Source organism: Oerskovia sp. NPDC056781, assembly GCF_042789955.1.
Taxonomy (GTDB): Bacteria; Actinomycetota; Actinomycetes; order Actinomycetales; family Cellulomonadaceae; genus Oerskovia; species Oerskovia rustica.
The window spans coordinates 1-21,369 of the sequence record NZ_JBHUAD010000053.1 but is presented as its reverse complement, the minus strand read 5'-3'; the positions used below and the strand labels follow the sequence as shown (position 1 = coordinate 21,369).

Annotated in this window: 20 protein-coding genes; 6 read left to right on the top strand and 14 right to left on the bottom strand. The window is 73.9% G+C overall.

All coding sequences use genetic code 11. The features are described from left to right. Positions 1 to 56: 56 nt before the first annotated feature. The 5 genes from ACFRCR_RS07035 to ACFRCR_RS07015 form a co-directional block, all read right to left on the bottom strand. Positions 57 to 2,735 carry a phosphoenolpyruvate carboxylase gene (locus tag ACFRCR_RS07035; protein WP_377676303.1) on the bottom strand — a complete coding sequence of 893 codons (2,679 nt, stop codon included), beginning with the start codon at positions 2,733 to 2,735 and terminating at the stop codon, positions 57 to 59. Between the two features lie 178 nt (positions 2,736 to 2,913). After that, the gene (gene thiD / locus ACFRCR_RS07030; RefSeq protein WP_191794917.1) at positions 2,914 to 3,714 is read right to left on the bottom strand and encodes a bifunctional hydroxymethylpyrimidine kinase/phosphomethylpyrimidine kinase; all 801 of its coding nucleotides are present in this window, start codon (positions 3,712 to 3,714) and stop codon (positions 2,914 to 2,916) included. A gap of 163 nt (positions 3,715 to 3,877) precedes the next feature. Further along, complete coding sequence (locus ACFRCR_RS07025; RefSeq protein WP_377676302.1) at positions 3,878 to 4,663, bottom strand: response regulator; 786 nt, start codon at positions 4,661 to 4,663, stop codon at positions 3,878 to 3,880. Continuing rightward, entirely contained in the window at positions 4,660 to 5,847 is a 1,188-nt protein-coding gene (locus ACFRCR_RS07020) for a sensor histidine kinase (RefSeq protein WP_377676301.1), read from the bottom strand. Before ACFRCR_RS07020 ends, ACFRCR_RS07025 begins: the two co-directional genes overlap by 4 nt. A gap of 536 nt (positions 5,848 to 6,383) precedes the next feature. Next, positions 6,384 to 7,718 (bottom strand): ion channel protein, encoded by a 1,335-nt coding sequence (locus ACFRCR_RS07015; RefSeq protein WP_377676300.1) that lies wholly within the window; start codon positions 7,716 to 7,718, stop codon positions 6,384 to 6,386. Positions 7,719 to 7,898: 180 nt separating this feature from the next. On the opposite strand from ACFRCR_RS07015, the gene ACFRCR_RS07010 reads away from it, so the two are divergent. Continuing rightward, on the top strand, positions 7,899 to 8,411 hold the full coding sequence (locus ACFRCR_RS07010) for a hypothetical protein (RefSeq protein WP_377676299.1): 513 nt from the start codon (positions 7,899 to 7,901) through the stop codon (positions 8,409 to 8,411). After that, positions 8,408 to 9,370 (top strand): hypothetical protein, encoded by a 963-nt coding sequence (locus tag ACFRCR_RS07005; RefSeq protein WP_377676298.1) that lies wholly within the window; start codon positions 8,408 to 8,410, stop codon positions 9,368 to 9,370. The genes ACFRCR_RS07010 and ACFRCR_RS07005 overlap by 4 nt, the downstream gene beginning before the upstream one ends. Positions 9,371 to 9,393: 23 nt before the next feature. Here the strand turns inward: ACFRCR_RS07005 and ACFRCR_RS07000 are convergent, their stop codons facing one another. From ACFRCR_RS07000 to ACFRCR_RS06980, 5 genes are all read right to left on the bottom strand, one after another. Continuing rightward, positions 9,394 to 9,900, bottom strand: a complete 507-nt coding sequence (locus ACFRCR_RS07000) for a DoxX family membrane protein (RefSeq protein WP_377676297.1) — start codon at positions 9,898 to 9,900, stop codon at positions 9,394 to 9,396. Positions 9,901 to 10,073: 173 nt separating this feature from the next. Further along, on the bottom strand, positions 10,074 to 10,697 hold the full coding sequence (locus ACFRCR_RS06995) for an FMN reductase (protein WP_377676296.1): 624 nt from the start codon (positions 10,695 to 10,697) through the stop codon (positions 10,074 to 10,076). Positions 10,698 to 10,870: 173 nt separating this feature from the next. Beyond that, a complete protein-coding gene (locus ACFRCR_RS06990; RefSeq protein ID WP_377676295.1) occupies positions 10,871 to 12,085 on the bottom strand; it encodes an LLM class flavin-dependent oxidoreductase in 1,215 nt (404 codons plus the stop codon). Between the two features lie 72 nt (positions 12,086 to 12,157). Continuing rightward, positions 12,158 to 12,637: a GNAT family N-acetyltransferase gene (locus ACFRCR_RS06985; protein ID WP_377676294.1), complete on the bottom strand. Its 480-nt coding sequence runs from the start codon at positions 12,635 to 12,637 to the stop codon at positions 12,158 to 12,160. A gap of 127 nt (positions 12,638 to 12,764) precedes the next feature. After that, positions 12,765 to 13,100 carry a YnfA family protein gene (locus tag ACFRCR_RS06980; protein WP_377676293.1) on the bottom strand — a complete coding sequence of 112 codons (336 nt, stop codon included), beginning with the start codon at positions 13,098 to 13,100 and terminating at the stop codon, positions 12,765 to 12,767. A gap of 124 nt (positions 13,101 to 13,224) precedes the next feature. On the opposite strand from ACFRCR_RS06980, the gene ACFRCR_RS06975 reads away from it, so the two are divergent. Beyond that, complete coding sequence (locus tag ACFRCR_RS06975) at positions 13,225 to 13,950, top strand: hypothetical protein (protein ID WP_377676292.1); 726 nt, start codon at positions 13,225 to 13,227, stop codon at positions 13,948 to 13,950. A gap of 96 nt (positions 13,951 to 14,046) precedes the next feature. Here ACFRCR_RS06975 and ACFRCR_RS06970 read toward each other — a convergent pair whose 3' ends face one another. After that, entirely contained in the window at positions 14,047 to 15,306 is a 1,260-nt protein-coding gene (locus ACFRCR_RS06970) for an SLC13 family permease (RefSeq protein ID WP_377676291.1), read from the bottom strand. Positions 15,307 to 15,382: 76 nt separating this feature from the next. Here ACFRCR_RS06970 and ACFRCR_RS06965 point away from each other — a divergent pair, with 76 nt between their 5' ends. Beyond that, positions 15,383 to 16,384: an NAD-dependent epimerase/dehydratase family protein gene (locus ACFRCR_RS06965; protein WP_377676290.1), complete on the top strand. Its 1,002-nt coding sequence runs from the start codon at positions 15,383 to 15,385 to the stop codon at positions 16,382 to 16,384. Between the two features lie 58 nt (positions 16,385 to 16,442). On the opposite strand, the gene ACFRCR_RS06960 is transcribed toward ACFRCR_RS06965, so the two are convergent. Beyond that, complete coding sequence (locus ACFRCR_RS06960; protein WP_377676289.1) at positions 16,443 to 17,279, bottom strand: CPBP family intramembrane glutamic endopeptidase; 837 nt, start codon at positions 17,277 to 17,279, stop codon at positions 16,443 to 16,445. A 149-nt stretch (positions 17,280 to 17,428) separates the two neighbouring features. After that, positions 17,429 to 17,911, bottom strand: a complete 483-nt coding sequence (locus ACFRCR_RS06955; protein WP_191794879.1) for an Lrp/AsnC family transcriptional regulator — start codon at positions 17,909 to 17,911, stop codon at positions 17,429 to 17,431. A gap of 191 nt (positions 17,912 to 18,102) precedes the next feature. Between ACFRCR_RS06955 and ACFRCR_RS06950 the strand changes: the two genes are divergently transcribed. Next, complete coding sequence (locus ACFRCR_RS06950; RefSeq protein ID WP_377676288.1) at positions 18,103 to 19,440, top strand: FAD-dependent oxidoreductase; 1,338 nt, start codon at positions 18,103 to 18,105, stop codon at positions 19,438 to 19,440. A 55-nt stretch (positions 19,441 to 19,495) separates the two neighbouring features. On the opposite strand, the gene ACFRCR_RS06945 is transcribed toward ACFRCR_RS06950, so the two are convergent. After that, on the bottom strand, positions 19,496 to 19,882 hold the full coding sequence (locus ACFRCR_RS06945) for a MerR family transcriptional regulator (protein ID WP_377676287.1): 387 nt from the start codon (positions 19,880 to 19,882) through the stop codon (positions 19,496 to 19,498). A gap of 66 nt (positions 19,883 to 19,948) precedes the next feature. On the opposite strand from ACFRCR_RS06945, the gene ACFRCR_RS06940 reads away from it, so the two are divergent. Then, positions 19,949 to 21,238: an MFS transporter gene (locus tag ACFRCR_RS06940; protein WP_377676286.1), complete on the top strand. Its 1,290-nt coding sequence runs from the start codon at positions 19,949 to 19,951 to the stop codon at positions 21,236 to 21,238. Positions 21,239 to 21,369 lie beyond the last annotated feature (131 nt).

Sequence of the window (21,369 nt, the reverse complement as noted above, 5' to 3'; positions counted from 1 at the left end):
TCTCAGGGTAGGGACGGACGCCATCCGCATGCTCGGCACCGAGAGGGCGGCGCGGGTCAGCCCGTGTTCTGCAGGCCCGCTGCGACGCCGTTGACCGTGAGCAGCAGCAGGTGCTGCAAGCCGTCCTTGTACTGGCCCTCGGCCCCCGAGCGCAGACCGCGCAGCGCACGGAGCTGGAGCAGCGACAGCGCGTCGACGTACGGGCTGCGGAGCTGGACCGCGCGCCCCAGGACCCGGCGGCCGGCCAGCGGCCACTCGTTCCCGGAGATCTTCAGGACCCACTCGCGCGTCAGGCGCAGCTCGTCGAGGATCTTGGCCGCGAGGTCGTCGCGGTCTCCGAGCGCGAGGTAGCGCTCCGCGATCCGCTCGTCGGCCTTGGCGAGCGACATCTCGACGTTGTCGATGAGCGTCGCGAACAGCGGCCAGTCGCGGTGCGCCTCGCGCAGCCGCTCCAGGTCGCCGAACTCCTTGAGCGAGGTGCCCAGGCCGTACCAGCCGGCGAGGTTGATGCGGGCCTGAGACCACGAGAAGACCCACGGGATGGCGCGCAGGTCCTCGAGCGACTCCACGGAGAGCCCTCGGCGGGCCGGGCGCGACCCGATCGGCAGCAGGCCGACCTCCTCGAGGGGCGTGACCTCGGAGAACCACTGCGGGAAGCCCTCGCTGCGGACCAGTGCGTGGAAGTGCTCGCGCGACGACGCGTCCAGGGCGGCTGCCACGTCGGCGAAGCGCGCGGTCGCCTCGGCGTTGCGACGCTCGACCGACGGTGCGGAGGCCAGCAGCGTCGCCGCGGCCACCTGCTCGATGTGGCGGGCCGCGATCGTCGGGTCGCCGTAGCGGGCCGTGATGACCTCGCCCTGCTCGGTCAGCTTGAACCGGCCGTCGACCGAGCCCGGGGGCTGGGCGAGGACGGCACGGTTCGCGGGGCCGCCACCGCGACCGAGGGCGCCGCCACGGCCGTGGAACAGCGTCAGGTTGATCTCGTGGCGCTGCGCCCACTGCGCGATGCGGCTCTGGGCGGAGTGCAGCGCGAGGGTCGCGGAGACCGGCCCGACGTCCTTGGACGAGTCCGAGTAGCCCAGCATGACCTCGACCTTGCGGCCGTTCTCCGCGAGGCGGCGCTGGACCTGCGGCAGCTCGAGCGCGGCCTCGAGGATCTCGACGCTCGCCTCGAGGTCCGCGAACGTCTCGAACAGAGGGATCGCGTCGATCACGGGTGCGTCGTCGGCGCCCTCGAACGCGAGCTCGGCGAGCTGGTAGACCGCGGCCAGGTGCTCGGGCTTCTGCGTGAACGACACGATGTAGCGGCGGGCGGCGCGCACGCCGTAGCGCTGCTGGATCGAGCCGATCGCGCGGTACGTGTCGAGCACCTCGCGCGTGCGGTCGGACAGCGCGCCGTGCACGCCGTTCTCCGCGATCTCCGCGAGGGCGGCCTCGTGGACCTGCGAGTGCTGGCGCACCTCGAGCTCGGCCAGGTGGAACCCGAAGGTCTGCACCTGCCACACGAGCTGCTGCAGGTCGCCGTACGCGGCACGGGGCGCGCCCGCCGCGATGAGCGAGTCCTGGACGACCTTGAGGTCGGCCTCGAGCTGCTCGGGCACCGTGTACGCGAGGTCGGCGTCGCGCAGCCTGGTCGCGGCGATGCGACGGGCCACGACGAGCATGACCGCGCGGTGCGGCTCGGCGGGAGACTCCGCGGCGGCCTCGGCCGTGATGGCCTCGGAGAGCTGGCGCTGCTTCTGCCACAGGGAGCGCAGCCCGTCCGACGCGGGCGTGCCCTGCTCGTCGAGCGTGAGCGTGCGCCCGATGCGCTGCGCCGCACGCTCGAGGGCCTGGAGAGCATGGTCGGCCGCGATGGCCGCCGCCTGGCGCGTGGTCTCCGCGGTGACGTTCGGGTTGCCGTCGCGGTCGCCGCCGATCCAGGTGCCGAGGCGCACGAACGGTGCCGCCTGCGGGCGGTCGTGGCCGGCCTTGTCGGCCAGCAGCCAGTCGTCGAGGCGGCGGTAGACCGTCGGGAAGACCGTGAAGAGGGTCGCGTCGAACACGCTCATCGCGGTGCGGACCTCGTCGAGCGGCGAGGGCTTCGCGGCGCGGATCGGGGACGTGCGCCACATGCCGTCGATCTCGGCAAGGAGCTTGCGCTCGTTCTCCGCGAGCGACGCGCCGCCGGACGGCAGGGAGTCGCGCTCGGTGAGCAGCGCGGACAGGCGACGGATCGACGCCGAGATCGCCCGACGGCGGGCCTCGGTCGGGTGTGCCGTGAGGACCGGGCGGAACTCGAGCCGCTGCAGGCGGGCGAGCGCCTCCTCGTGCCCCACCTCGTCCGCGAGCTGCGTGAAGGCCTCGGGGAGGGTGTCGTCGACGACCGACGGCGCGAGCTCGGCCTCACGGTCGTGCAGCACGCGCACACGGTGGTGCTCCTCGGCGAGGTTCGCGAGGTGGAAGTACACCGTGAACGCACGGGCCACCTGCTCGGCGCGCTCGTGGCTGAAGCCCTCGACGAGGCGCTCGGCCTCCTCGAGCGCGGCGTCCGCGTGCTCGCCGTACGCGCGGATCGAGAGCTCGCGCAGGTGCTCGACGTCGTCGAGCAGCGCGGGATCCCCCGACTCCGTCAGGACCGTGCCGAGCAGACGGCCGAGGAGCCGGACGTCGTCGCGCAGCGGCGCCGGGACCTCGTGCCGGGCGCCCGTGCGGCCGTTGCCGTCGGTGGATGCGGGGGAAAGGTTGTCGGTCACGGGTCCGTAGCCTAGGCGCTCGACGGCCCGGCTTGTCGAGGGCGTCTGCCTGGTGGTCGATCCGTCGGACCGGACGGCGAACGCCGGGCTGCCGGGATCGAGCACGACGCCCGGGCGAGGAGACCTCGCCCGGGCGCGTGACGTCGTCGGGCCGGGGCGGTCCCCTCCCCGTGCCAGGTCAGTGCGTGAACGCGCCCTGCCACACCGTGTCGAACGGCGCGTGCGAGCTCACGCGCGCCTCGATGGCCTCGGTGACCATCTGCTTCGCGACGCCCACGGCGCGCTCGACGTCGTTGCCCTTGGCGAGCTCGGCCGTGATCGCCGCCGCGAACGTGCAGCCCGCTCCGCTCACGCGCTCCTCGCCGACCTTGGGGACGGAGAAGACCGTGATCTCCTGGCCGTCGAACAGGACGTCGACCGCGTCCGGGCCGGGCAGCTCGACGCCGCCCTTGACGACCACGAAGTCCGGGCCCAGGGCGTGGATGCGCTCGGCGGCCTCGACCAGGTCGTCGACCGACTCGATCTTCTCCATGCCGGACAGGATCTTCGCCTCGAACACGTTCGGGGTGATGACGGTCGCGAACGGCAGGATCTTCTCGCGCAGCGCCGTGTCGGTGTCGAGGGCGGCGCCCGGCTCCTGGCCCTTGCAGATGAGGACCGGGTCGAGGACCACGTGGTGCCAGCGCTTGCTCGCGAGCGACTCCGCGACCACGTCGATCGTCGCGGGCGTGCCGAGCATGCCGATCTTCACGACGTCGAGGTCGTACGTGGCGTTCGCGGCCTCGAACTGGTCCGCGATGACCTGCGGCTCGACCGGGACGAACCGGTGGCCCCAGCCGTTCTTCGGGTCGAACGACACGATGCACGTCAGGGTCCCGACGCCGTAGACGCCCAGCTCCTGGAACGTCTTGAGGTCGGCCTGGATACCGGCTCCCCCGGTGGCTTCCGATCCGGCGATGACGTACGCGAGGTTGACCATGGTGCTGCCTGTGTCCTTCGAGGAAGAGTGGTGGGACCGGGCCTGGCCCCCGGGAAAGCGTACGCCGCGCCGCCGGGGCGGCGATGGCCGGGACGCCGCCGGGGCGGCGTGGGCGCCGTCAGTACCGTCGCAGCCGTCAGTACCGTCAGTACCGTCGCAGCCGTCACCGCCCCGGCCGCACCAGCTCCGCCTCGTACGCGAGGATCACGAGCTGGACACGGTTCGTGAGCCCCACCTTGGTCAGCAGCGAGCGGACGTGGCTCTTGACGGTCGCCTCCGAGAGGAACAGCTCGTCCCCGACCTCCTTGTTGGACAGGCCACGAGCGACGGCGAGCAGCACCTCGCGCTCGCGCGGCGTCGCGAGCTCGAGCCCGGCCCCCGCACGCGGGGCGGCCGCGACGCCCGAGCCCGCGTGCCAGTCCGAGAGCTCGACGTACCGCTCGATGATCCGCCGCGTGACACCCGGGTCCAGCAGGCTGTCCCCCGCCCGGACGCGGTGGACCGCGTTCACGAGGGCCTCGGGGTCGGCGTCCTTGAGCAGGAACCCCGCGGCCCCCGCGCGCAGGGCGCCGTAGACGTACTCGTCGTCGTCGAACGTCGTCAGGACGAGCGTGCGCACGCCCGCGAGCGCCGGGTCCCCGGAGATCTGCGCGGCGGCGTCGATCCCGTTGAGGTGCGGCATGCGCACGTCCATGAGGACGACGTCGGGCCGCAGGGCGTGGGCCATCCTGACGCCCTGGGTGCCGTCGGCGGCCTCGCCCACGACCGTGATGTCGGGCTCGTTGTCGAGGATCATGCGCAGGCCCAGGCGGATCGTCGCCTGGTCGTCGACCACGACGACGCGCACGGGCTCGCTGAAGGCCCGGCTCTCGGCGACGACGTGGCCGAGGACGAGCCCTGGCCGGGCGCCGGGCTCCGGAGGGGGAGGCGGGACGGGGGCGTGGGTCATGAGGCCTCTCGGGGCAGGACGGCCTGGACGCGCCAGCCGCCGTTGTGGTCGGGTCCGGCGGACAGCGTGCCGCCGCACGACAGCGCGCGTTCGCGCATGTTCAGCAGCCCGTTGCCGCCGTGCAGGTCAGGGTTGTCGGGCAGGGGCGGACCGGGGTCGCTCACGGCGACGCGCACGTACCCGGGCGTCGCGACGACCTCGAGGCTCAGGCGTGGGGCGAGCGAGTGGAGCAGCACGTTGGTCAGACCTTCCTGGGCGATGCGCACGACGGCGAGGCTCACCTCGGGTCGCAGGTCGCCCAGGTCGTCGGGCAGGTCGAGCTCGACCTCCCGTCCGGACGCGGTCAGACGTGCGGCCGCGGCCCGGACGTCGACGAGCGCGGGCGCGGGCGCGAGCTCGAGCGCCTCCCCGGTCTCACGACGCAGCACGTGCACGACCGAGCGCATCGAGGTCAGCGCCTTCTTGCCCTCCTCCGCGATCCACGTGACCGCCTCTGCCGGGGCCTGGGGCTGGTTGGGGGCGACACGGTCCGCGGCCTGCGCCCGGACGACGATCGCGGACATGTGGTGCGCGACGACGTCGTGCAGCTCGCGTGCGATGCGCGTGCGCTCGGCGAGCACCGCCTGCTGCGCCAGCACCCCCTGCAGTGCCGTGAGCTCCTCGTTGCGCGCGCGCAGCTCCTCCCCCGTCACGGCGATGCGCCGGACCATCCACCCGAGCGCGACGGCCGCGAGCGCCAGCGCGACCGTGGAGAGGATGTCCGAGGGGGTCGCCCACGAGTTGATCTTCCCGTACCCGAACAGGGACTGGAGGTACAGGTTCAGCGCCCACCCGGACAGGACGGCCCCGGTCGCCGCGAGCGCCGGCGGCACGGCCCCCTGCCGGGTCGCGCAGAAGCCCGCGACGAGGAGCGGTGCGAGATGGAACAGGCTCGACGAGACGCCGAACTGGAACAGGGGGTAGAGCATCGCGGTGCCCCAGAACGCCCAGCCCGGCGCGACGCGCCGCAGGGCGAGCACCCCCACGAGCCAGGCCCCCGTCCACCAGTACGGCTCGATGAAGTGCGGTCTCCAGTAGTCGCCCCGGTACATGTACCCGACGAACCCGAACCACACCGCACCGACCGCGAAGGCCGCGAGGAGGTCCTGCGCCCAGACGGGGGCACGGCGGAGGGCGAGGTGCACGGACCCACCGTAGCGAGGCGGTCCCCGGAGCGGCACCGCCCTGGGGCGGGGGCCCGACGGCGTCGCGTCCGCCCTGGGAGGGAGCACGCCCGGGCGGGACGCGCCCCGCGGCCAGGGGCAGGGCCGCCCCGGGGTCGATGCCCGGGGGCCGTGGGCCGGGCGAGGCTCGGGACATGTCCCGTGCTGCGCCTCCCCCGCCCCCGGCCCACCACTGCCGACCGACCCTCGCGGACCGCGTGTACGCGGCGGTCGTCGGGGCCGGGATCCTCGCGAGCGCCGTGTCGGCGTACGAGCTCGTGGCACGCGGCGCCCCGCTGTCGACGTCGTCGATGTCGGTCTTGTCGGTGCCGGCGGATCCGGCGGGACCTGCGGATCCGGCGGGACCTGCGGGACCGTCGGTGCCCGCGTCCTCGCACGGACCCGGGGACACGTCCAGTGGGAGCTGCCCCGCGCGCGACGACGGCTCGTCCGGCGGGTGAACGGTCGGGTGACCTGCGGGGCCGATGTGTGGCGCCGATGTGTGGGGCCGGATGCCCCTACGCGACGCCGTCCCGCCGCGGCACGGCGTGGTCGGTCGCCTCGGGGGCCACGAGCATCTCGGGGGCGGTGCGCACGAGGAGCCACGCCGGCAGGATCGCGAGGCACAGCACGGGCAGGACCCCGACGTCCCCCACGACCGCGACCGCGACGAACAGGGCGATCCACCCGTCGCGCCCGACCGCCAGGACCACGCCGAGGACGCCGCTCGCGACCGAGAGCCCGAGCGGCGCACCGGGGAAGGCCGCGTTGACGGCCACCCCGGCGGCGACCCCGATGAACACCGCGGGGAAGATCCGCCCGCCCCGGAACCCCGCCGCGGCCGCGATCACGAGCGCCACGAGCTTGACCGCGAAGATGAGGACGAGGTTCCACGTCGAGAAGTCGGCGCGCTGCTGGACGAGCTCGAACGACTGCTGGGAGCCCTTGAACAGCGTGAGCGGCCCGCCGATCGCGCCGAGGATCCCCAGGAGCACGCCGCCGAGCGTCACGTACAGGACCGGGTTGCGCATGCCGTGGAAGAACCGGTGCACGTGCCCGAACGCGAGCACGCCCAGCAGGGCGGCACCTGCGGCGAGCGTCGCGACCGCGAGGGAGACGCCGACGTCGCCGATGTCCGGCACCCCGAGGTCGGGCAGGTCCATCGAACCGAACGGTCGCCCGATGGCGTCCATGGTCATGGCCCCGGCACCGGCCGACACGAGCGGGAGGAACAGCCGGTCGAACAGCGGGCCGCCCCGGGGGAAGCCCGCGACGACGCCCGTGAACACGAGCGCGGCCGCGACGGGGGTGCCGAACAGCGCACCGATCGTCGCAGCCGCCGCGAGCATCACGACGAGGTCCGTGGGTACCTGGGGCCACAGCCGCGCGACCAGCACGACGAGCAGCGCGGTGTTGATCGCGATGATCGGGTTCTCCGGCCCCAGGCTCACTCCCCCGGCGAGGCCCAGGACCGTGACGACCACGAGGCTGGGCAGCACGCGCAGCGGCAGCGGGGGCGCGATGAGCTCGGTCGTCGCGGAGTCGCGGCCGCCGTGCCCCGGGACGAGCCACACCACGAGCCCCACGAGCAGGCCCGCGCCGGTCAGCATCGCGAAGATCCACCAGCGCGAGTCCGGGTCCACGCCCAACGACCCGGGCAGGTCCGTCCACAGGAGGTCCTCGGCCTCGGCCGACAACCAGTCGAGGGCGTAGAGCACGAGCGCCGAGATCATCCCGACGAGCACCGCCGGGACGCTCAGCCGCAGGAGCGTGCGCAGCGCAGGGGCGTCCGGCTGGCCCGCGCCGGCAGCGGGCACCGGGTGGGGGGTCGCGTCGTCGTCCCGCGCGGGCATGCGCCCAGCGTGGCACGCACGAGGTCCGTGCGCGCCCCGGGGCCGGCGCCCGCCCGCCGCCTCGACGGCGCCGCATCAGCCCCAGGGCTGAACCCACCCCCGAGGTCCGCGCCCTGAGGCGAGGGCGCGTGCCGCCGTCGGGCCGATGTCCCCGGCGCGAAGCCTTGGGAAGGTCGACGGGTGACCCTCCGCAACGACGCCCGCACCACGCGCGGCCACCGCCCCGCATGGGCCGCGCCCTGGCCCGACGCCGCCACCCGCGCCGCGGAGGCGACGCGCCACGACCTGCACCGAGCGCGCGCCGTGACGTACGGACTCGTGCTCACGCTGCTGGTGACGGCCGCCGTCGAGGCCGAGGTCTGGCCGCTCACCGCGTACCGGCTCTTCAGCACGGTGCGGACCGGCACGACCGTGAGCCTCGAGCTCGTGGCCGCGACCGACGACGGCGACGTCCTCGTCCACCCGGCCGACCGATCCGAACCTCTCACCACGACGACCCGCCAGTACCCGGACCTCTCCGCGGCCACGCCCGAACGGCGCCGCGAGATGGTGTCCGCGTGGCTCGCCCTGGCCGGGATCGACCCTGCGGCCGTGACCACGGTGCGGCTCGAACGTGCGGTGCGGACGCTGCCCGACGGGACCAGCACCTGGGTCGAGCGGTCGCGCGAGACGGTCCTGGAAGTCGTGCCGTGAGCGGCTCCGCGGGCTCGTCGCTGTGCCGGGCGGCGCACGTCGTCGACCGCGTCCTCGTTGCCCCCGGACCTGCCCACCGGCTGCTCGAGGTGCGCACGCTCCTCGCTCTCGTGATCGGGCTGCGTCTGGCCACACGTGACTGGACCAGGATCGCCGACCGACCGGCCGCGCTCACCGACCACGGGACCGTCATGGGCTGGCTGCTCCTCGCCCCGCCCGCATGGCTGCTCGTCGTGGTGCAGTGCGCCGGGCTCCTGGGCGTGGCGCTCGTCGTGGCTCGCCGCTCCGGACGCGCGGGGTTCGTGCTCGCCTGGTGCGCGTACACCGCGCTCGCCGCCCTGTGGGGCGGCTCGGGCAAGGTGTTGCACAACGACGTCCTGACCGTCACGGTCGGGTTCGTCCTGCTCCTCGCGGCCGACCCGCCGCAAGCGCTGCCCGCCACGGAGCGGAGCCCGCGCTGGGGATGGCCACCGCGTGCCGCGCTCGCGGCGCTCGCCACGGTGTACTTCCTCACCGGCGCGCAGAAGCTGCGGCACAGCGGCACCGGGTGGGTCTTCAGCGACAACATGTCGTGGGTCCTGCGCCAGGGCGGGAGCGGGTCCCCGTTCGGGGACGCATGGGTCCACACCGTCGCCGACCAGCCGTGGCTCACGCAGGCGCTCGCGGGCGGGGCGCTCGTGCTCGAGCTGACGGCTCCGGTGTGGCTCGCGATCCGGGTCGCGCGCATCCCGTTCGTTCTCGCGGTCGCTGCGATGCACGGCAGCATCTGGGCGTTCCTCGGGCTGGACTACTCGGCGTGGGTCCTGACGGCCGCGGCCGTCGCGGTGCCGATGGCGCTGCGTCCCGGGCGACGGCTGCCGGGACGGTGGTCGCCGAGGCCGGGGCGCGAGGACGGGGCGCGCCCCGCTGTGAGCGCCGTCGTCGAGATGCGGCGAAGTGGGGTCACGGTCGGTCCGTGACCCCACCGCATCTCGCGTCGGGCTCAGGCCGTGCGGCGCAGCCGGGCGCCCAGCGCGTAGGCCCCGACGACGGTCGCCGCGGCGACCAGCACCACGTCCTTGAGGACGTACTGCCCGAGCAGCGTCATGCCGGAGGCGAACAGCTCGTCGAAGAACAGCACGGTCGGGGCGAGGATCCCGACGAACGCGCCGGCCATGACCACGAGCCCCGCCCGCAGCCAGTACCCGCTGACGAGCGTGAGGCCGATGAAGCACTCGACGACCGCGGTCCCGACAACGGCGACCGTGCCGTGGACGAGCCCCAGGGTCAGGGTGTCGATCGTGCGCTCGGCGACGACCTCGGCGGGGCTGGCGCCGGGGAAGAACTTCAGGACGCCGAACCCGAGGAAGACCAGGCCGAGCGCGACCCGCAGGGCCGGGACGGACCAGCGGGTCAGGAAGCGTGCGAGGGCGTCGACGGCGTCGCTCACGTGGGTAGAGACGGAGCCTCGGCGGGAGATCGCCGGACCGTTGACGGAGAGGGTGGACATGGACGTGCCTTTCGGGAGGTGGTGGGTTGTCGGCGCCTCGTCGTCGGGCGCACATCCAGAAGGAGCCCTCCCGGGCCGCGGGTGATGCGGGTCACACCGTGTTTCACCCACTCGACGGCCCCCCTCGACCGGGTCCACCACCCGGCACGCCGGTGGGTCCTCGGGCGGATCCCCTACTTGCCGAACATCTGCGCGAACGACGGCACGCCGTCGAACATGCCCGTCGCGGTGCGCGGCTCGCGGGCCGCGACCGTGGTCGCGAGCTCCTTGGCCGCACGGCGGATGCGGGCCGGGAGCGGGCCCGCGTCGTGCGTGCTGTCGCCCTCGGCAGCCCAGTCGTCGGTGGCCGCGAAGACCGAGGTCGTCGCGACGTCGGCGTGCAGGTACGTGAACAGCGGGCGCATCGAGTACTCGACGGCCAACGAGTGGCGGGACGTGCCGCCCGTCGCGCCCAGCAGCACTGGCACGCCCTGGAGCGAGTCCTTGTCGAGGACGTCGACGAAGGACTTGAACAGGCCCGAGTACGTGGTCGTGAACAGCGGGGTGACCAGGACGAGCGCGTCGGCGCCCGTGACCTTCTCGATCACCTCGGCGAGGTCGCCGCTCGCGAAGCCCGTGAGCATCGCGTCGGTGATGGCGTGGGCGACGTCGCGCAGCTCGACCGTCGTGACCTCGGCAGCGACGCCCAGGTCGCCGAGCTCGGCCACCGTGGCGGCGGAGAGACGGTCGGCGAGGAGGCGGGTCGAGGACGGCTGGCCGAGGCCGGCGGAGATCGCGACGATCTGGCGAGCGGTCATGAGGTGGTGCTCCTGGTTCGTGAGGGTTCTTCGAGTGTGCCGCACGGTGCGTGCGGCGGGTGGTGCGTGGTGCTCTCGTGGCCTGCCGGGCGGCGCTGGGGTCCGGGCCGCCCCTGGCCACGAGGGCGGCCCGGTCCGCCCGGGTCACGCGGGTCACCCGGGCGGACGGCCGGTCAGAGACCGAACGCTGAGCCCTTGCGGGCGGTGCCCACGGTGCCTTCGACGGCCTCGGCGGCGGTGATGTCGTCCTCGGCGGTCTTGCCCGTCCAGTGGTCCGCGGCCGCGACGACCTGCTCCGCGATCCTGCCCTCGGCGCGGGCCTTGGCGACGCGCTGGGCGTGGCTCGGCGGGTCGCTCGGGACGTGGGCGGGCCGCTTGGCCTCCATCTCCTTGCGGAGCACGGGGACGACCTCGCCGGCGAGCAGGTCGATCTGCTCGAGGACCGTCTTGAGCGGCAGGCCCGCGTGGTCCATGAGGAAGAGCTGGCGCTGGTAGTCACCGACGTGCTCCCGCATGGCGCCGTAGCGGTCGATGACCTCCTGCGGGCTGCCCACGGTCAAGGGAGTCTGCGCGCTGAAGTCCTCGAGCGACGGGCCGTGCCCGTAGACGGGCGCGTTGTCGAAGTAGGGCCGGAACTCGCGGACCGCGTCCTGGGAGTTCTTGCGCATGAAGACCTGGCCACCGAGCCCGACGATCGCCTGGTCGGCCTTGCCGTGGCCGTAGTGCTCGAAGCGCTGGCGGTAGTACTGGACCATCTGCTTGGTGTGGCTCATGGGCCAGAAGATGTTGTTGTGGAAGAAGCCGTCACCGTAGTAGGCGGCCTGCTCGGCGATCTCCGGGGTGCGGATCGAGCCGTGCCAGACGAAGGGCGCGACGCCGTCGAGCGGGCGCGGCGTGGCCGTGAAGCCCTGGAGCGGCGTGCGGTACTTGCCCTGCCAGTCCACGACCTCCTCCTCCCAGAGGCGGCGCAGCAGCGCGTAGTTCTCGATCGCGAGGTTGACGCCCTCGCGGATGTCCTTGCCGAACCACGGGTAGACGGGGCCGGTGTTGCCACGGCCCATCATGAGGTCCATGCGACCGTCCGAGATGACCTGGAGCATCGCGTAGTCCTCGGCGATCTTCACCGGGTCGTTCGTGGTGATGAGCGTCGTGGAGGTCGACAGGATGATGTTCTTCGTCTGCCCGGCGAGGTAGCCGAGCATCGTCGTCGGGGACGACGGGACGAACGGGGGGTTGTGGTGCTCACCCGTGGCGAAGACGTCGAGGCCTGCCTCGTCCGCGTGCTTCGCGATGGTGAGCATGGACCGCACGCGCTCGGTGTCGTTGGGCGTGCGACCGGTGACGGGGTCGGTGGTGACGTCGCCGACGGTGAAGATTCCGAACTGCATGGGGGTTGCTCCCTCGTCCTTCAAGTTGATGCATTTGCATGTACTTGGAGGAGAACCGGGAGGGTCCCGAGGTTATTCCCCGATCCTGGAGGTGGCGTGGGTCACGAACGTGTGCATGCCGTCCTCGTCCTGCGGGTCCGCCTCGGCTGTGTGGTCCCAGCCCAGGGCCGAGAAGAACGCGAACGCGGCGAGGTTCTCGGGCACCACGTGCGCGGCCCACCCGCCGGGGGCCTCCCGCTCGACGTGAGCCACGACCTGGCCCACCGCCGTGCGCCCGAGACCCGCGCCGCGGCGCGCCGGGTCCACCGCGATGTCGGTGATCACGTGCGCCCCGTGCTCCCCGTTCGCCCACACGAGCCCGACCGTCGCGACGGGCGCACCGTCCGCGAGGACGACGAGCTGCTCGCCCGTCTCGTCCGCGAGGACGTACTCGAGCCACTCCTCGTCGAGCGGGCCGAGCTCCTCGTCCAGGACCGGTCCTCGTACCAGACCCGCAGCCAGGAGTAGTCCTCGGCCGTGAAGGGTCGGACGGCGAGCCTGCCGGCCTCCCACCCGCCGGCGCCGGCGGACCCGTCCGCGCCGGTGGACCCGTCCGCGCCGGTGGACGAGGGACGCGCGGGGCTTGAGGTCATGGCCGTCATCCTCGCGAAGGGCACCTGGGACGTCGAGGACAATTCGCTCACTGCGGACGCGGGGCGTACATGATGACCGCGACGCCGACGAGGCACAGGAGCGCCCCGAGCACGTCCCAACGGTCCGGCCGGAAGCCGTCGACCGCCATGCCCCACACGAGCGAGCCCGCGACGAACACTCCCCCGTACGCCGCCAGGATCCGGCCGAAGCTCGCGTCGGGCTGGAGCGTCGCGAAGAAGCCGTACAGCCCGAGCGCCACGACCCCCGCCCCGATCCACACCCACCCCCTGTGCTCGCGGACCCCCTGCCAGATCAGCCACGCGCCACCGATCTCGAAGAGGGCCGCGGCCCCGAAGAGCAGGATCGAGCGCAGGACGGTCACGGTGGTCTCCTCGGGCGCGACGGGTGTGCGAGCAGGGTCGCACCCATCCTCTCGCGCACAGCCCCCTCACAGGCGGGCGGGCGAGACTGGCGGGAGGTCGCAGCCCCGAAGGATCGGAGACCCGATGCCCGCCCCAGACACCGAGCACCACGAGCAGGGCGACGCGCCCGGCGCAGCGCCCTCACCGAGGGTGACCGTCCGGCGCGCGCGCTTCGTCGACGTGCCCGGCGTGGCCCGCCTGCTCACCGCGGACCACCCCGTGGTCGACCTCGACGGCGACGGCACCCCCGACGCCCCGGTCGACCCCGAGCAGCTCTCGTCCGCGACCCGCCTCGTCCTGAGCCACGGGATCATGGAACAGGGCGAGATCTGGGTCGCCGAGGACGCCGACGGGCTGCGGGCCACGACCGTGTGGCTCCCGCCCGAGGTCCCGGCCTTCGAGGACGAGCTGCGCGGGGTCCTGGTGCGCGAGGTGGGCGTCGACCCGCTCGACGAGCCCGCCGACGACGAACCGGTCCGCGTCGCGACCCGTCAGGCCCTGGACGTCGCCCAGTCAGTGATCGCCGACGCGCTCGACGACGTCCGCCCGCGCCTCATCCTCGTCGCCGCTGCCGTCGCGCCCGACGTCGAGGGCACGGAACGCGCCGCCACCCTGCGCCTGCTCGTGGACGCGCCCGCGCGCGCCGCGCGCACGCCCGACGGCGTCCCGGTGGCGCCCGCGGACGGCCCGCTGCTCACGGCCGTCGTCGACCCTGCCCGGGTCGAGGGGATGCAGCGCATCGGGTTCGAGGAGCACCGGAGCGCGGACCTCGTGCCGCACGGGAGGCTGTGGATCGGCGTACGGGCCTGAGCTGCGGGCCGCGAGAACGGGGTTGAGGTCGCCATCCCCTCGATGACGACCTCAACGCCGTTCTCGGCACCCGGCCGCTCCGCGTGCGGCGCCCGGCTACGCGACGGCCGCGACCGCGAGCGCCCCGGCGGCCACGGCGAGCGGCGCGAGCACGAGCCCCTGCCGGACGAGCGGCCACCAGCCGACCTCGCGGAACCCCATCCAGTGCCGTGAGCACTGGACCCACCACAGCACGGTCGCGACCGACGCCCACGGCGTGATCAGCGGACCCGCGTTGACGCCGACGAGCAGGGCCGCGAGCCGTGCGGGGTCGCCCGCGGCGGCAGGCTCGAGCGCGAGGTAGGCGGGCAGGTTGTTGACGACGTTGGCCGCGACGGCGCCCGCCCCCGCGACCTGGAGCAGGTCCCCCGTCCCGGTCCCGGTGCCCGCGAACCGTGCGAGCAGGTCCCCGAGGCCGTGCACCTGCCACGCCTCGACGGCCACGAAGAGCGAGGCGAGGACCAGGACGGTCCGCCAGGGCACGAGCTCGCCCACGGGCGCCACGAGGTCGCGGCGCCGTACGAGCGTTACGGCCAGCAGCACGATGGCGCCACCCACCGCGACGGCGGCCACGGGCAGCCCGACGGCGAAGCACACCCCGAGCGCGACCGTCACGAGCGCGGCGAGCGGCAGGAGCACGCGGTCGCGCTCGGCGACCAGCGGGAGCGCGTCGAACGTCCCGCGCAGGTCGCGGTGGTGGACCCCGAACAGGTAGGCGACCGTCACCGCGACGACCACGAGCGCCGGCAGCCACATGGTCGCGGCGTACGGAACGCCGGGCTGGAGCCCCGCGAGGCGGTGGGCGGCGAGCAGGTTCGTCAGGTTGGAGACGGGCAGCAGCAGCGAGGCCGTGTTCGAGAGCGCGAGGACGGTGAGCGCGAACGGCAGCGGCCGGGACCCCGTGCGTCGCGCGATCGTCAGGACCACGGGCGTGACCAGGACGGCCGTGGTGTCGAGCGACAGGACGACCGTGCACGCGCTCGCGAGGAGCACCACGAGCCCCCACAGACGCAGGCGGCTGCCCCGGGCGAGACGCAGCGCCCAGGAGGCTGCGGCGTCGAACAGGCCGGCAGCCGCGCACATCTCCGCGACCATCGTGATCGCGACGAGGAACAGCAGGATCGGCCCGACGCGGGCCGCGAGCCGGCCCGCGGCGTCGAGCGGGAGCCACCCGACCGCGACGACGGACGCTGCCACCACGACGGCCACCGCCCACAGCGATACCCGCACCCGTCGACCTGCCACGACGCCCTCCTCCCGGCTCACAGCCTGCTCGTCCGCACCGGCGAGCGCCCGCTCGACGAGCGGCCGGGTCACTATCGCACGCGCCGGCGCCCGCGCCCCGGGCGGCGTGCGCTTTCGCACGGCGCCCGCAGCGGGCAGAGTCGTGGGTATGACGGACGGGACACGGTTGCTGGTGCTGGGCGGGACCGAGTTCGTGGGTCGGGCGGTCGTCGACGACGCCCTGGCCCGCGGCTGGGACGTCACGACGTTCCACCGGGGCACTCGCGAGGCCCCGCACGGGGTGCGGGTCCGGCACGGCGACCGCACCGCCGTCGGGGGCCTGGACGCCCTCGCCGACGGCGAGTGGGACGTCGCGGTCGACACGTGGTCGGGGGCCCCGAGCGCAGTGCGCGACGCCACGCACCTGCTCTCCGACCGCGTGGGCCGCTACGTGTACGTGTCGAGCCGGTCGGTGTACACGTACCCGACCGAGGCGGGCGCCGGCGAGGATGCTCCCCTCGTGGACGCGTCGCCCGACGACGGCGCCGACGTCGACTACGCGCGCGCCAAGCGCGGCGGCGAGCTGGCCGTCGAGGACACGTTCGGGCACCGCGCGGTCCTCGCCCGGGCGGGACTGATCCTGGGGCCGCGGGAGAACGTCGGGCGCCTGCCCTGGTGGTTGCAGCGGATCGCCCGCGGCGGCCCCGTGCTCGCGCCCGGGCCCAGCGCGCTGCCCCTGCAGTACGTCGACGCGCGCGACCTCGCCGCGTTCGTGCTCGACGCGACCGGGCAGGGCCTGAGCGGGCCGTTCAACGTCGTGAGCCCCAGCGGCCACGCGACCATGGGCGAGCTGCTCGCCGCGTGCGTGGCCGCGACCGGCTCGGACGCCGAGCTGCGCTGGACCACGCCCGAGCTGATCGAGGCCGCCGGCATCGCGCCCTGGACCGAGCTCCCCGTCTGGCTCCCCCCGGGCGAGCTGCACGACACCGTGCACCGCGGCGACGTGTCGCGCGCGGTCGAGGCGGGCCTGCGCAACCGGCCCGTCGAGGAGACGGTCGCGGACACCTGGGCCTGGCTGGAGACCCTGCCCGACGGCGCCGCTCCCCAGCGCGCCGACCGCCCCCGGGTGGGGCTCGACCCGGACAAGGAGGCGCGGGCGCTCGCGGGCTGACGGCTTCCCGGACCGCGACCCAGCGCAGGGCCGGGCCGTCGGGCGACTCCGCCACGGGTCAGGACGGCGCTCCCGGACTCGGCGAGACCACCGAGTCGGGCGTGACCGCCTCCCGCGCGGGCCGCGTGCGCTCGCGCACGACGAGCACGACGAGAGTCACGGCGGCGAGGACGTAGACGACCGGGATGAAGGCGTTCGCGGCGAGCGTGGCGCCGGCGTCGGACAGGTGGACCCCGGCCAGGAACGACGAGAAGTCCCACAGGGCGTGCAGCGCCATGGCCGCGACGATCGTCCCCGTCCCGCGACGGGCCAGGTACAGGCCCGTCCCCGTGAGTGCCGCGAAGAAGATCTGGACGACGGCACCCGGCTCGTTCAGCAGCAGGTTGGTGAGGTGGAACCCGCCGAACCACAGGGTCGTCCACAGGATCGCCGTGCCCTCGGAGCGGTCGCCCTGGCGCATCGAGCGCAGGACGACACCGCGGAAGAGCGTCTCCTCGGTGAAGCCGACCAGCAGGCTCGCCAGGAGGACCGCGAGCAGGTGCTCGGGAGCGAACAGCGACCAGTCGAGCCCGACGAGGTGCAGGACCGCGACGAGGACCATGACGGCAGGCAAGGTCCACAGGAACCAGCCCGTCGGCAGTCGGCGCGCGTCGCGGAACACGTGGTCCCAGCCTGCCCAGGCGAGGAAGGCCACGAGCCAGACCGCCCCGGCCGCCAGCGGCAGGACCACCGCGCGCATCGTGGATCCGGCGGTCTCGAAGAAGTCCTCGTACCCGACGCCCGAGATCCGCATCAGGCCGATCACGACCACGCAGTAGACGACGAACACGACCGCCGCGACGGGGACCGAGGGCGCGACGCGCCACCGGGACGAGAGCTCGGCACGTGAGGACATGACTCTCCGTTCGTCACGGGCCCGACCGACGTGCCGCACCCGACGCCAACGTATCCGGCGCCGCCGCGCCCCGCCGGGAAGCGAGGCCGCACCGTGTCAGGACGTGCGTGGTCCCCGGGGCGCGCTCGACGCGAGCCGGGGTCCGCAGGTCATGGACGCAGGTAGTCGAAGATCAGCGTCGTGCTCGTGCCCGCGACCTCGGGGCGGACGCTGAGCGTGCTCGCGACGAGGTCCCGCAGCACGGTCGAGTCGCGCACCGCGACGTGCACCATGAAGTCCCGGTCGCCCGTCACGAAGTAGATGCCCTCGACGTTGGGCAGCCCCGCGAGGTAGTCGCGGAACGCCGTGAGGCCCGACCGGGCGTGCGAGTGCAGGCGCACCGCGATGAGCGCCTGCAGGCTCCGGCCCATGGCCGCCGGGTCGATCTCGGTGCGGAAGCCCTGGATGACGCCGCGCTCCTGGAGCGAGCGGATGCGCGTGTGGCACGTCGACGGCGCGATCCCGACGGCCTCCGCGACGGCCTTGTTGGTGGCCCGGGCGTCGGCGTCGAGGACGGCGAGGATGCGGCGGTCGGTCTCGTCGAGCACGGCCGCCTGGACCTGCGTCGAGCCGGCCCGAAGATCGTTCGGCATGGTCCTCTGCTCTCGTCGTCCTGGAGAAGATCGTTCGGCCAGGCGTCCTTCTCACGAAGAACATGTCAGCCTGCTTGAACCCTACCGAAGATCACTCCACCATTGGTGGTGAGGCGCAACCCGTCTCCCACGACCCGGCCTCAGCATCCTCGAGGCCGGGTCGACAACGTCTCAGGGCAAAGGAGCCCCCGATGACCCCCCCGTCACGCACCACCCCTGGTTCCCCCACCCCCCGCACGGCGGTCGTCGTCGGCGCAGGCATGGTCGGCCTCGCGACCGCCTGGCACCTGCAGCGCCGTGGCGTCGAGGTCACGGTCCTCGACCGCGAAGGGGTCGCCGCAGGTTCCTCGTGGGGGAACGCCGGCTGGCTCACGCCCGGCATGGCCATGCCGCTGGCCGACCCCACGCTCTGGACCTACGCACCCAAGGCACTGCTCGACCCGGCCGCGCCGCTGCACGTCCCGGCCCGGCTCGACCCTCGCCTGTGGTCCTTCCTCGCCCGGTTCGCGACCCACGCGTCCCAGCGCGCGTGGGACCGCGCGATGGCCGCGCTCACCCCGATCGACCGGCTCGCGCTCGACGCGTTCGACGAGCTCGCCGCGCACGGCGTCGCCGCCCGCTCGACCCCCGGACCCTTCGTCATCGGCTTCGAGGACGAGAAGCAGGCCGCGCCGTTCCTCCACGAGATCGCCCAGGTCGAGGCCGCGGGGCAGGTGGTCCCGCTGCGCCGCATCGACCGGCCCGACGACGCCGCACGCCCCTCCGGCGCGTCGCACCCGGGCGACGGTCGGGCGCCCGAGGGGACCGACGCCGTCGGGCGGCCCGCACAGCTCACCGACCGCGTGCGCGCGGTCTACGCGCTGGAGGGCCAGCGGTTCATCGAGCCCGGACCGTTCGTCGGCGCGCTGGGCGACGCGGTCCGCGCGCGCGGCGGGCGCATCGTGACCGGCGCGACCGTCACCGGGCTGCGGGCCCAGGAGGGGCGCGGCGTCCAGGTGCTCGTCGACGGGCAGGACCCCGTGGTCGCCGACGTCGCGGTCCTCGCGACCGGTGCGTGGCTGCCCGGGCTCGCGAAGCCGCTCGGGGTGCGCACGCTCGTCCAGGCCGGGCGCGGCTACTCGTTCACGGTCAAGACCGACGTGCCCGTCGAGCAGCCGATCTACCTGCCGTCGCGCCGCGTCGCGTGCACGCCCTACCAGGGGCGGTTCCGCATCGCGGGGACCATGGAGTTCCGCGGCCCCGACGAGCCGTTCCAGCCGCGGCGCATCGAGGCGATCCTCGCGTCGGTGCGCGACCTGTTCCAGGGAGTCGACCTCGACGACCGGCACGACGAGTGGGTCGGGTCCCGGCCCGTGACCCCCGACGGGCTGCCGCTCGTCGGCGCGACCCGGGCTCCCGGCGTGTACGTCGCGGGCGGGCACGGGATGTGGGGCATCGTGCTCGGGCCCGCGACGGGGCGTCTGCTCGCCGAGCAGATCATGACCGGGACGGTGCCGCCCGAGATCAGGAGCTTTGACCCGCTGCGGTGAGAGCCGCCGAGAAGTGCGCAGATGCCCCTGAATCGCTCGGACCAGGGGCATCTGCTCACTTCTCGGCGAGGGCGGCCGGCGCCGCGTCGAGCCGGATGCGCTCCAGGTAGTCGGCGATCGCGTCGCGGTTCCTCGTGAGGGTGCCGATGCGCTCGGTCATCCGGGCCAGCTCGGCCTCGAGCAGCGCGATCTTGTCCGGGTAGGCGTTGTGCAGGTGGATCTCGCGGGGCTGGTTGAGGCACGGCAGCAGCTCGGCGATGATCCGTGTCGGGAAGCCGACCTCCAGCAGACCCCGGATCTGGAGGACGCGGTCGACGAGGTGCTCGCCGTACTCGCGGTAGCCGTTCTCCTCGCGCTGCGGGGTCAGGAGGCCCTGCTCCTCGTAGTACCGCAGCAGCCGGGTGGCCGTGCCGGTGCGGCGGGACAGCTCGCCGATACGCATGCGCAACGCCTCTCTCGCGGGTCCGGCTTGACCTTCACATCCATGTCAGACATTCATGCTAACCCTATGACCACCTGCACCGCCCCGACCGAGCCGTCCACCGACGCTCTCCCGACGACCACGCACCCCGACCCGGCCGACGCACCCGCTCCGCCGTCGGGCACGCGCTTTCCCCTGCTGCCCCTGCTCGCCCTGGCCGCGACCGGGTTCGTCACGCTCCTCACCGAGGTGCTGCCCGCGGGCGTGCTGCCCGCGCTGGGCGCCGACCTCGGGGTCTCCGCGAGCGCCGCCGGCCAGACCGTCACGGTCTTCGCGATCGGCGCGATCGTGGCCGCGATCCCCCTCAGCCGCGCCACGGCCCGCTGGCCCCGGCGCCGCCTGCTGCTCACGACGATCGCCGGGTTCGCGGTCGCGAACACCGTGACGGCCGTCTCGTCGAGCTATGCCCTCACGCTCGGCGCGCGCTTCGCGGCGGGGCTCGTCGCCGGGCTGACCTGGGCGCTGCTCGCGGGATACGCGCGTCGGCTCGCCGCACCGGAGCAGGCCGGGAGGGCGCTCGCGATCGCGATGGGCGGGGCGCCGCTCGCGCTGGCCCTCGGTGTCCCGGCGGGGACCGCGCTGGGCGCGACCGTCGGGTGGCGCTGGGCGTTCGGCGCCATGACGATCCTCAGCCTCGGGCTGGCGGCGTGGGTGCGCTGGGGCGTGCGGGACTTCCCGGGCGAGCCGCGCGGGTCACAGGTGCCGATCGGGCGGACGCTGCGCATCCCCGGCGTCGGACCGGTCGTGCTCGTGACGGGTCTGACCGTCCTCGCTTACAACGTGTTCTCGACGTACGTCGCGGTGTTCCTCGCCGACGTCGGGCTCGGCACGCAGACCGGTGTCCTGCTCGCGGTGCTCGGGGCGACGTCGTTCGCGAGCCTCGTCGTGATCGGGGCCCTGATCGACACGCACCTGCGCGTCATGACGGTCCTCGCCGCCTCGCTCCTGGGGGTCGCGGGCCTGACGCTCGCGGTCGCGGCGGACTCCCCCGTCGCGGTCTACGCGGCGGTCGCCGCGCTGGGCCTCGCGTTCGGCGGCAGCGGGACCCTGTTCCAGACCGCGCTCGCGCGAGCCGCAGGTCCCGCGGCCGACGTCGCGCAATCAGCGTTCGTCACCTCGTGGAACGGGGCGCTCGCGCTCGGCGGGATCGTGGGCGGCGTGGTGCTGGGCGCGGGCGGTTCGGGTGCGCTGCCGTGGGCGACGCTCGCGCTCGCGGTGCCCGTCGTGGGGATCGTGGTCGGGGCGAGGCGGCACGCGTTCCCGACGTCCCGGGTCGGCGCTCGGTCGGTCGGGAACCGCGGGTCGGCCCGCACCTGACCCTCGACCGTCGAGATCGGGCTGGTTGTCGCTGGGTGGCCGCTCTGGCGACAACGACTCGGCAGGCCGCTCTAACCGCCGAGTGTGCAGTTCGGGTCGTCTCCGATGGCCTGCGACGACCCGAACTGCAC

Coding starts and splice junctions, on each gene's coding strand:
- thiD (WP_191794917.1), bottom strand. CDS start 3,714: ATGGTCAACCTCGCGTACGTCATCGCCGGATCGGAAGCCACCGGGGGA.
- ACFRCR_RS07025 (WP_377676302.1), bottom strand. CDS start 4,663: ATGACCCACGCCCCCGTCCCGCCTCCCCCTCCGGAGCCCGGCGCCCGG.
- ACFRCR_RS07015 (WP_377676300.1), bottom strand. CDS start 7,718: ATGCCCGCGCGGGACGACGACGCGACCCCCCACCCGGTGCCCGCTGCC.
- ACFRCR_RS07000 (WP_377676297.1), bottom strand. CDS start 9,900: ATGTCCACCCTCTCCGTCAACGGTCCGGCGATCTCCCGCCGAGGCTCC.
- ACFRCR_RS06995 (WP_377676296.1), bottom strand. CDS start 10,697: ATGACCGCTCGCCAGATCGTCGCGATCTCCGCCGGCCTCGGCCAGCCG.
- ACFRCR_RS06990 (WP_377676295.1), bottom strand. CDS start 12,085: ATGCAGTTCGGAATCTTCACCGTCGGCGACGTCACCACCGACCCCGTC.
- ACFRCR_RS06975 (WP_377676292.1), top strand. CDS start 13,225: ATGCCCGCCCCAGACACCGAGCACCACGAGCAGGGCGACGCGCCCGGC.
- ACFRCR_RS06965 (WP_377676290.1), top strand. CDS start 15,383: ATGACGGACGGGACACGGTTGCTGGTGCTGGGCGGGACCGAGTTCGTG.
- ACFRCR_RS06960 (WP_377676289.1), bottom strand. CDS start 17,279: ATGTCCTCACGTGCCGAGCTCTCGTCCCGGTGGCGCGTCGCGCCCTCG.
- ACFRCR_RS06955 (WP_191794879.1), bottom strand. CDS start 17,911: ATGCCGAACGATCTTCGGGCCGGCTCGACGCAGGTCCAGGCGGCCGTG.
- ACFRCR_RS06950 (WP_377676288.1), top strand. CDS start 18,103: ATGACCCCCCCGTCACGCACCACCCCTGGTTCCCCCACCCCCCGCACG.
- ACFRCR_RS06945 (WP_377676287.1), bottom strand. CDS start 19,882: ATGCGTATCGGCGAGCTGTCCCGCCGCACCGGCACGGCCACCCGGCTG.
- ACFRCR_RS06940 (WP_377676286.1), top strand. CDS start 19,949: ATGACCACCTGCACCGCCCCGACCGAGCCGTCCACCGACGCTCTCCCG.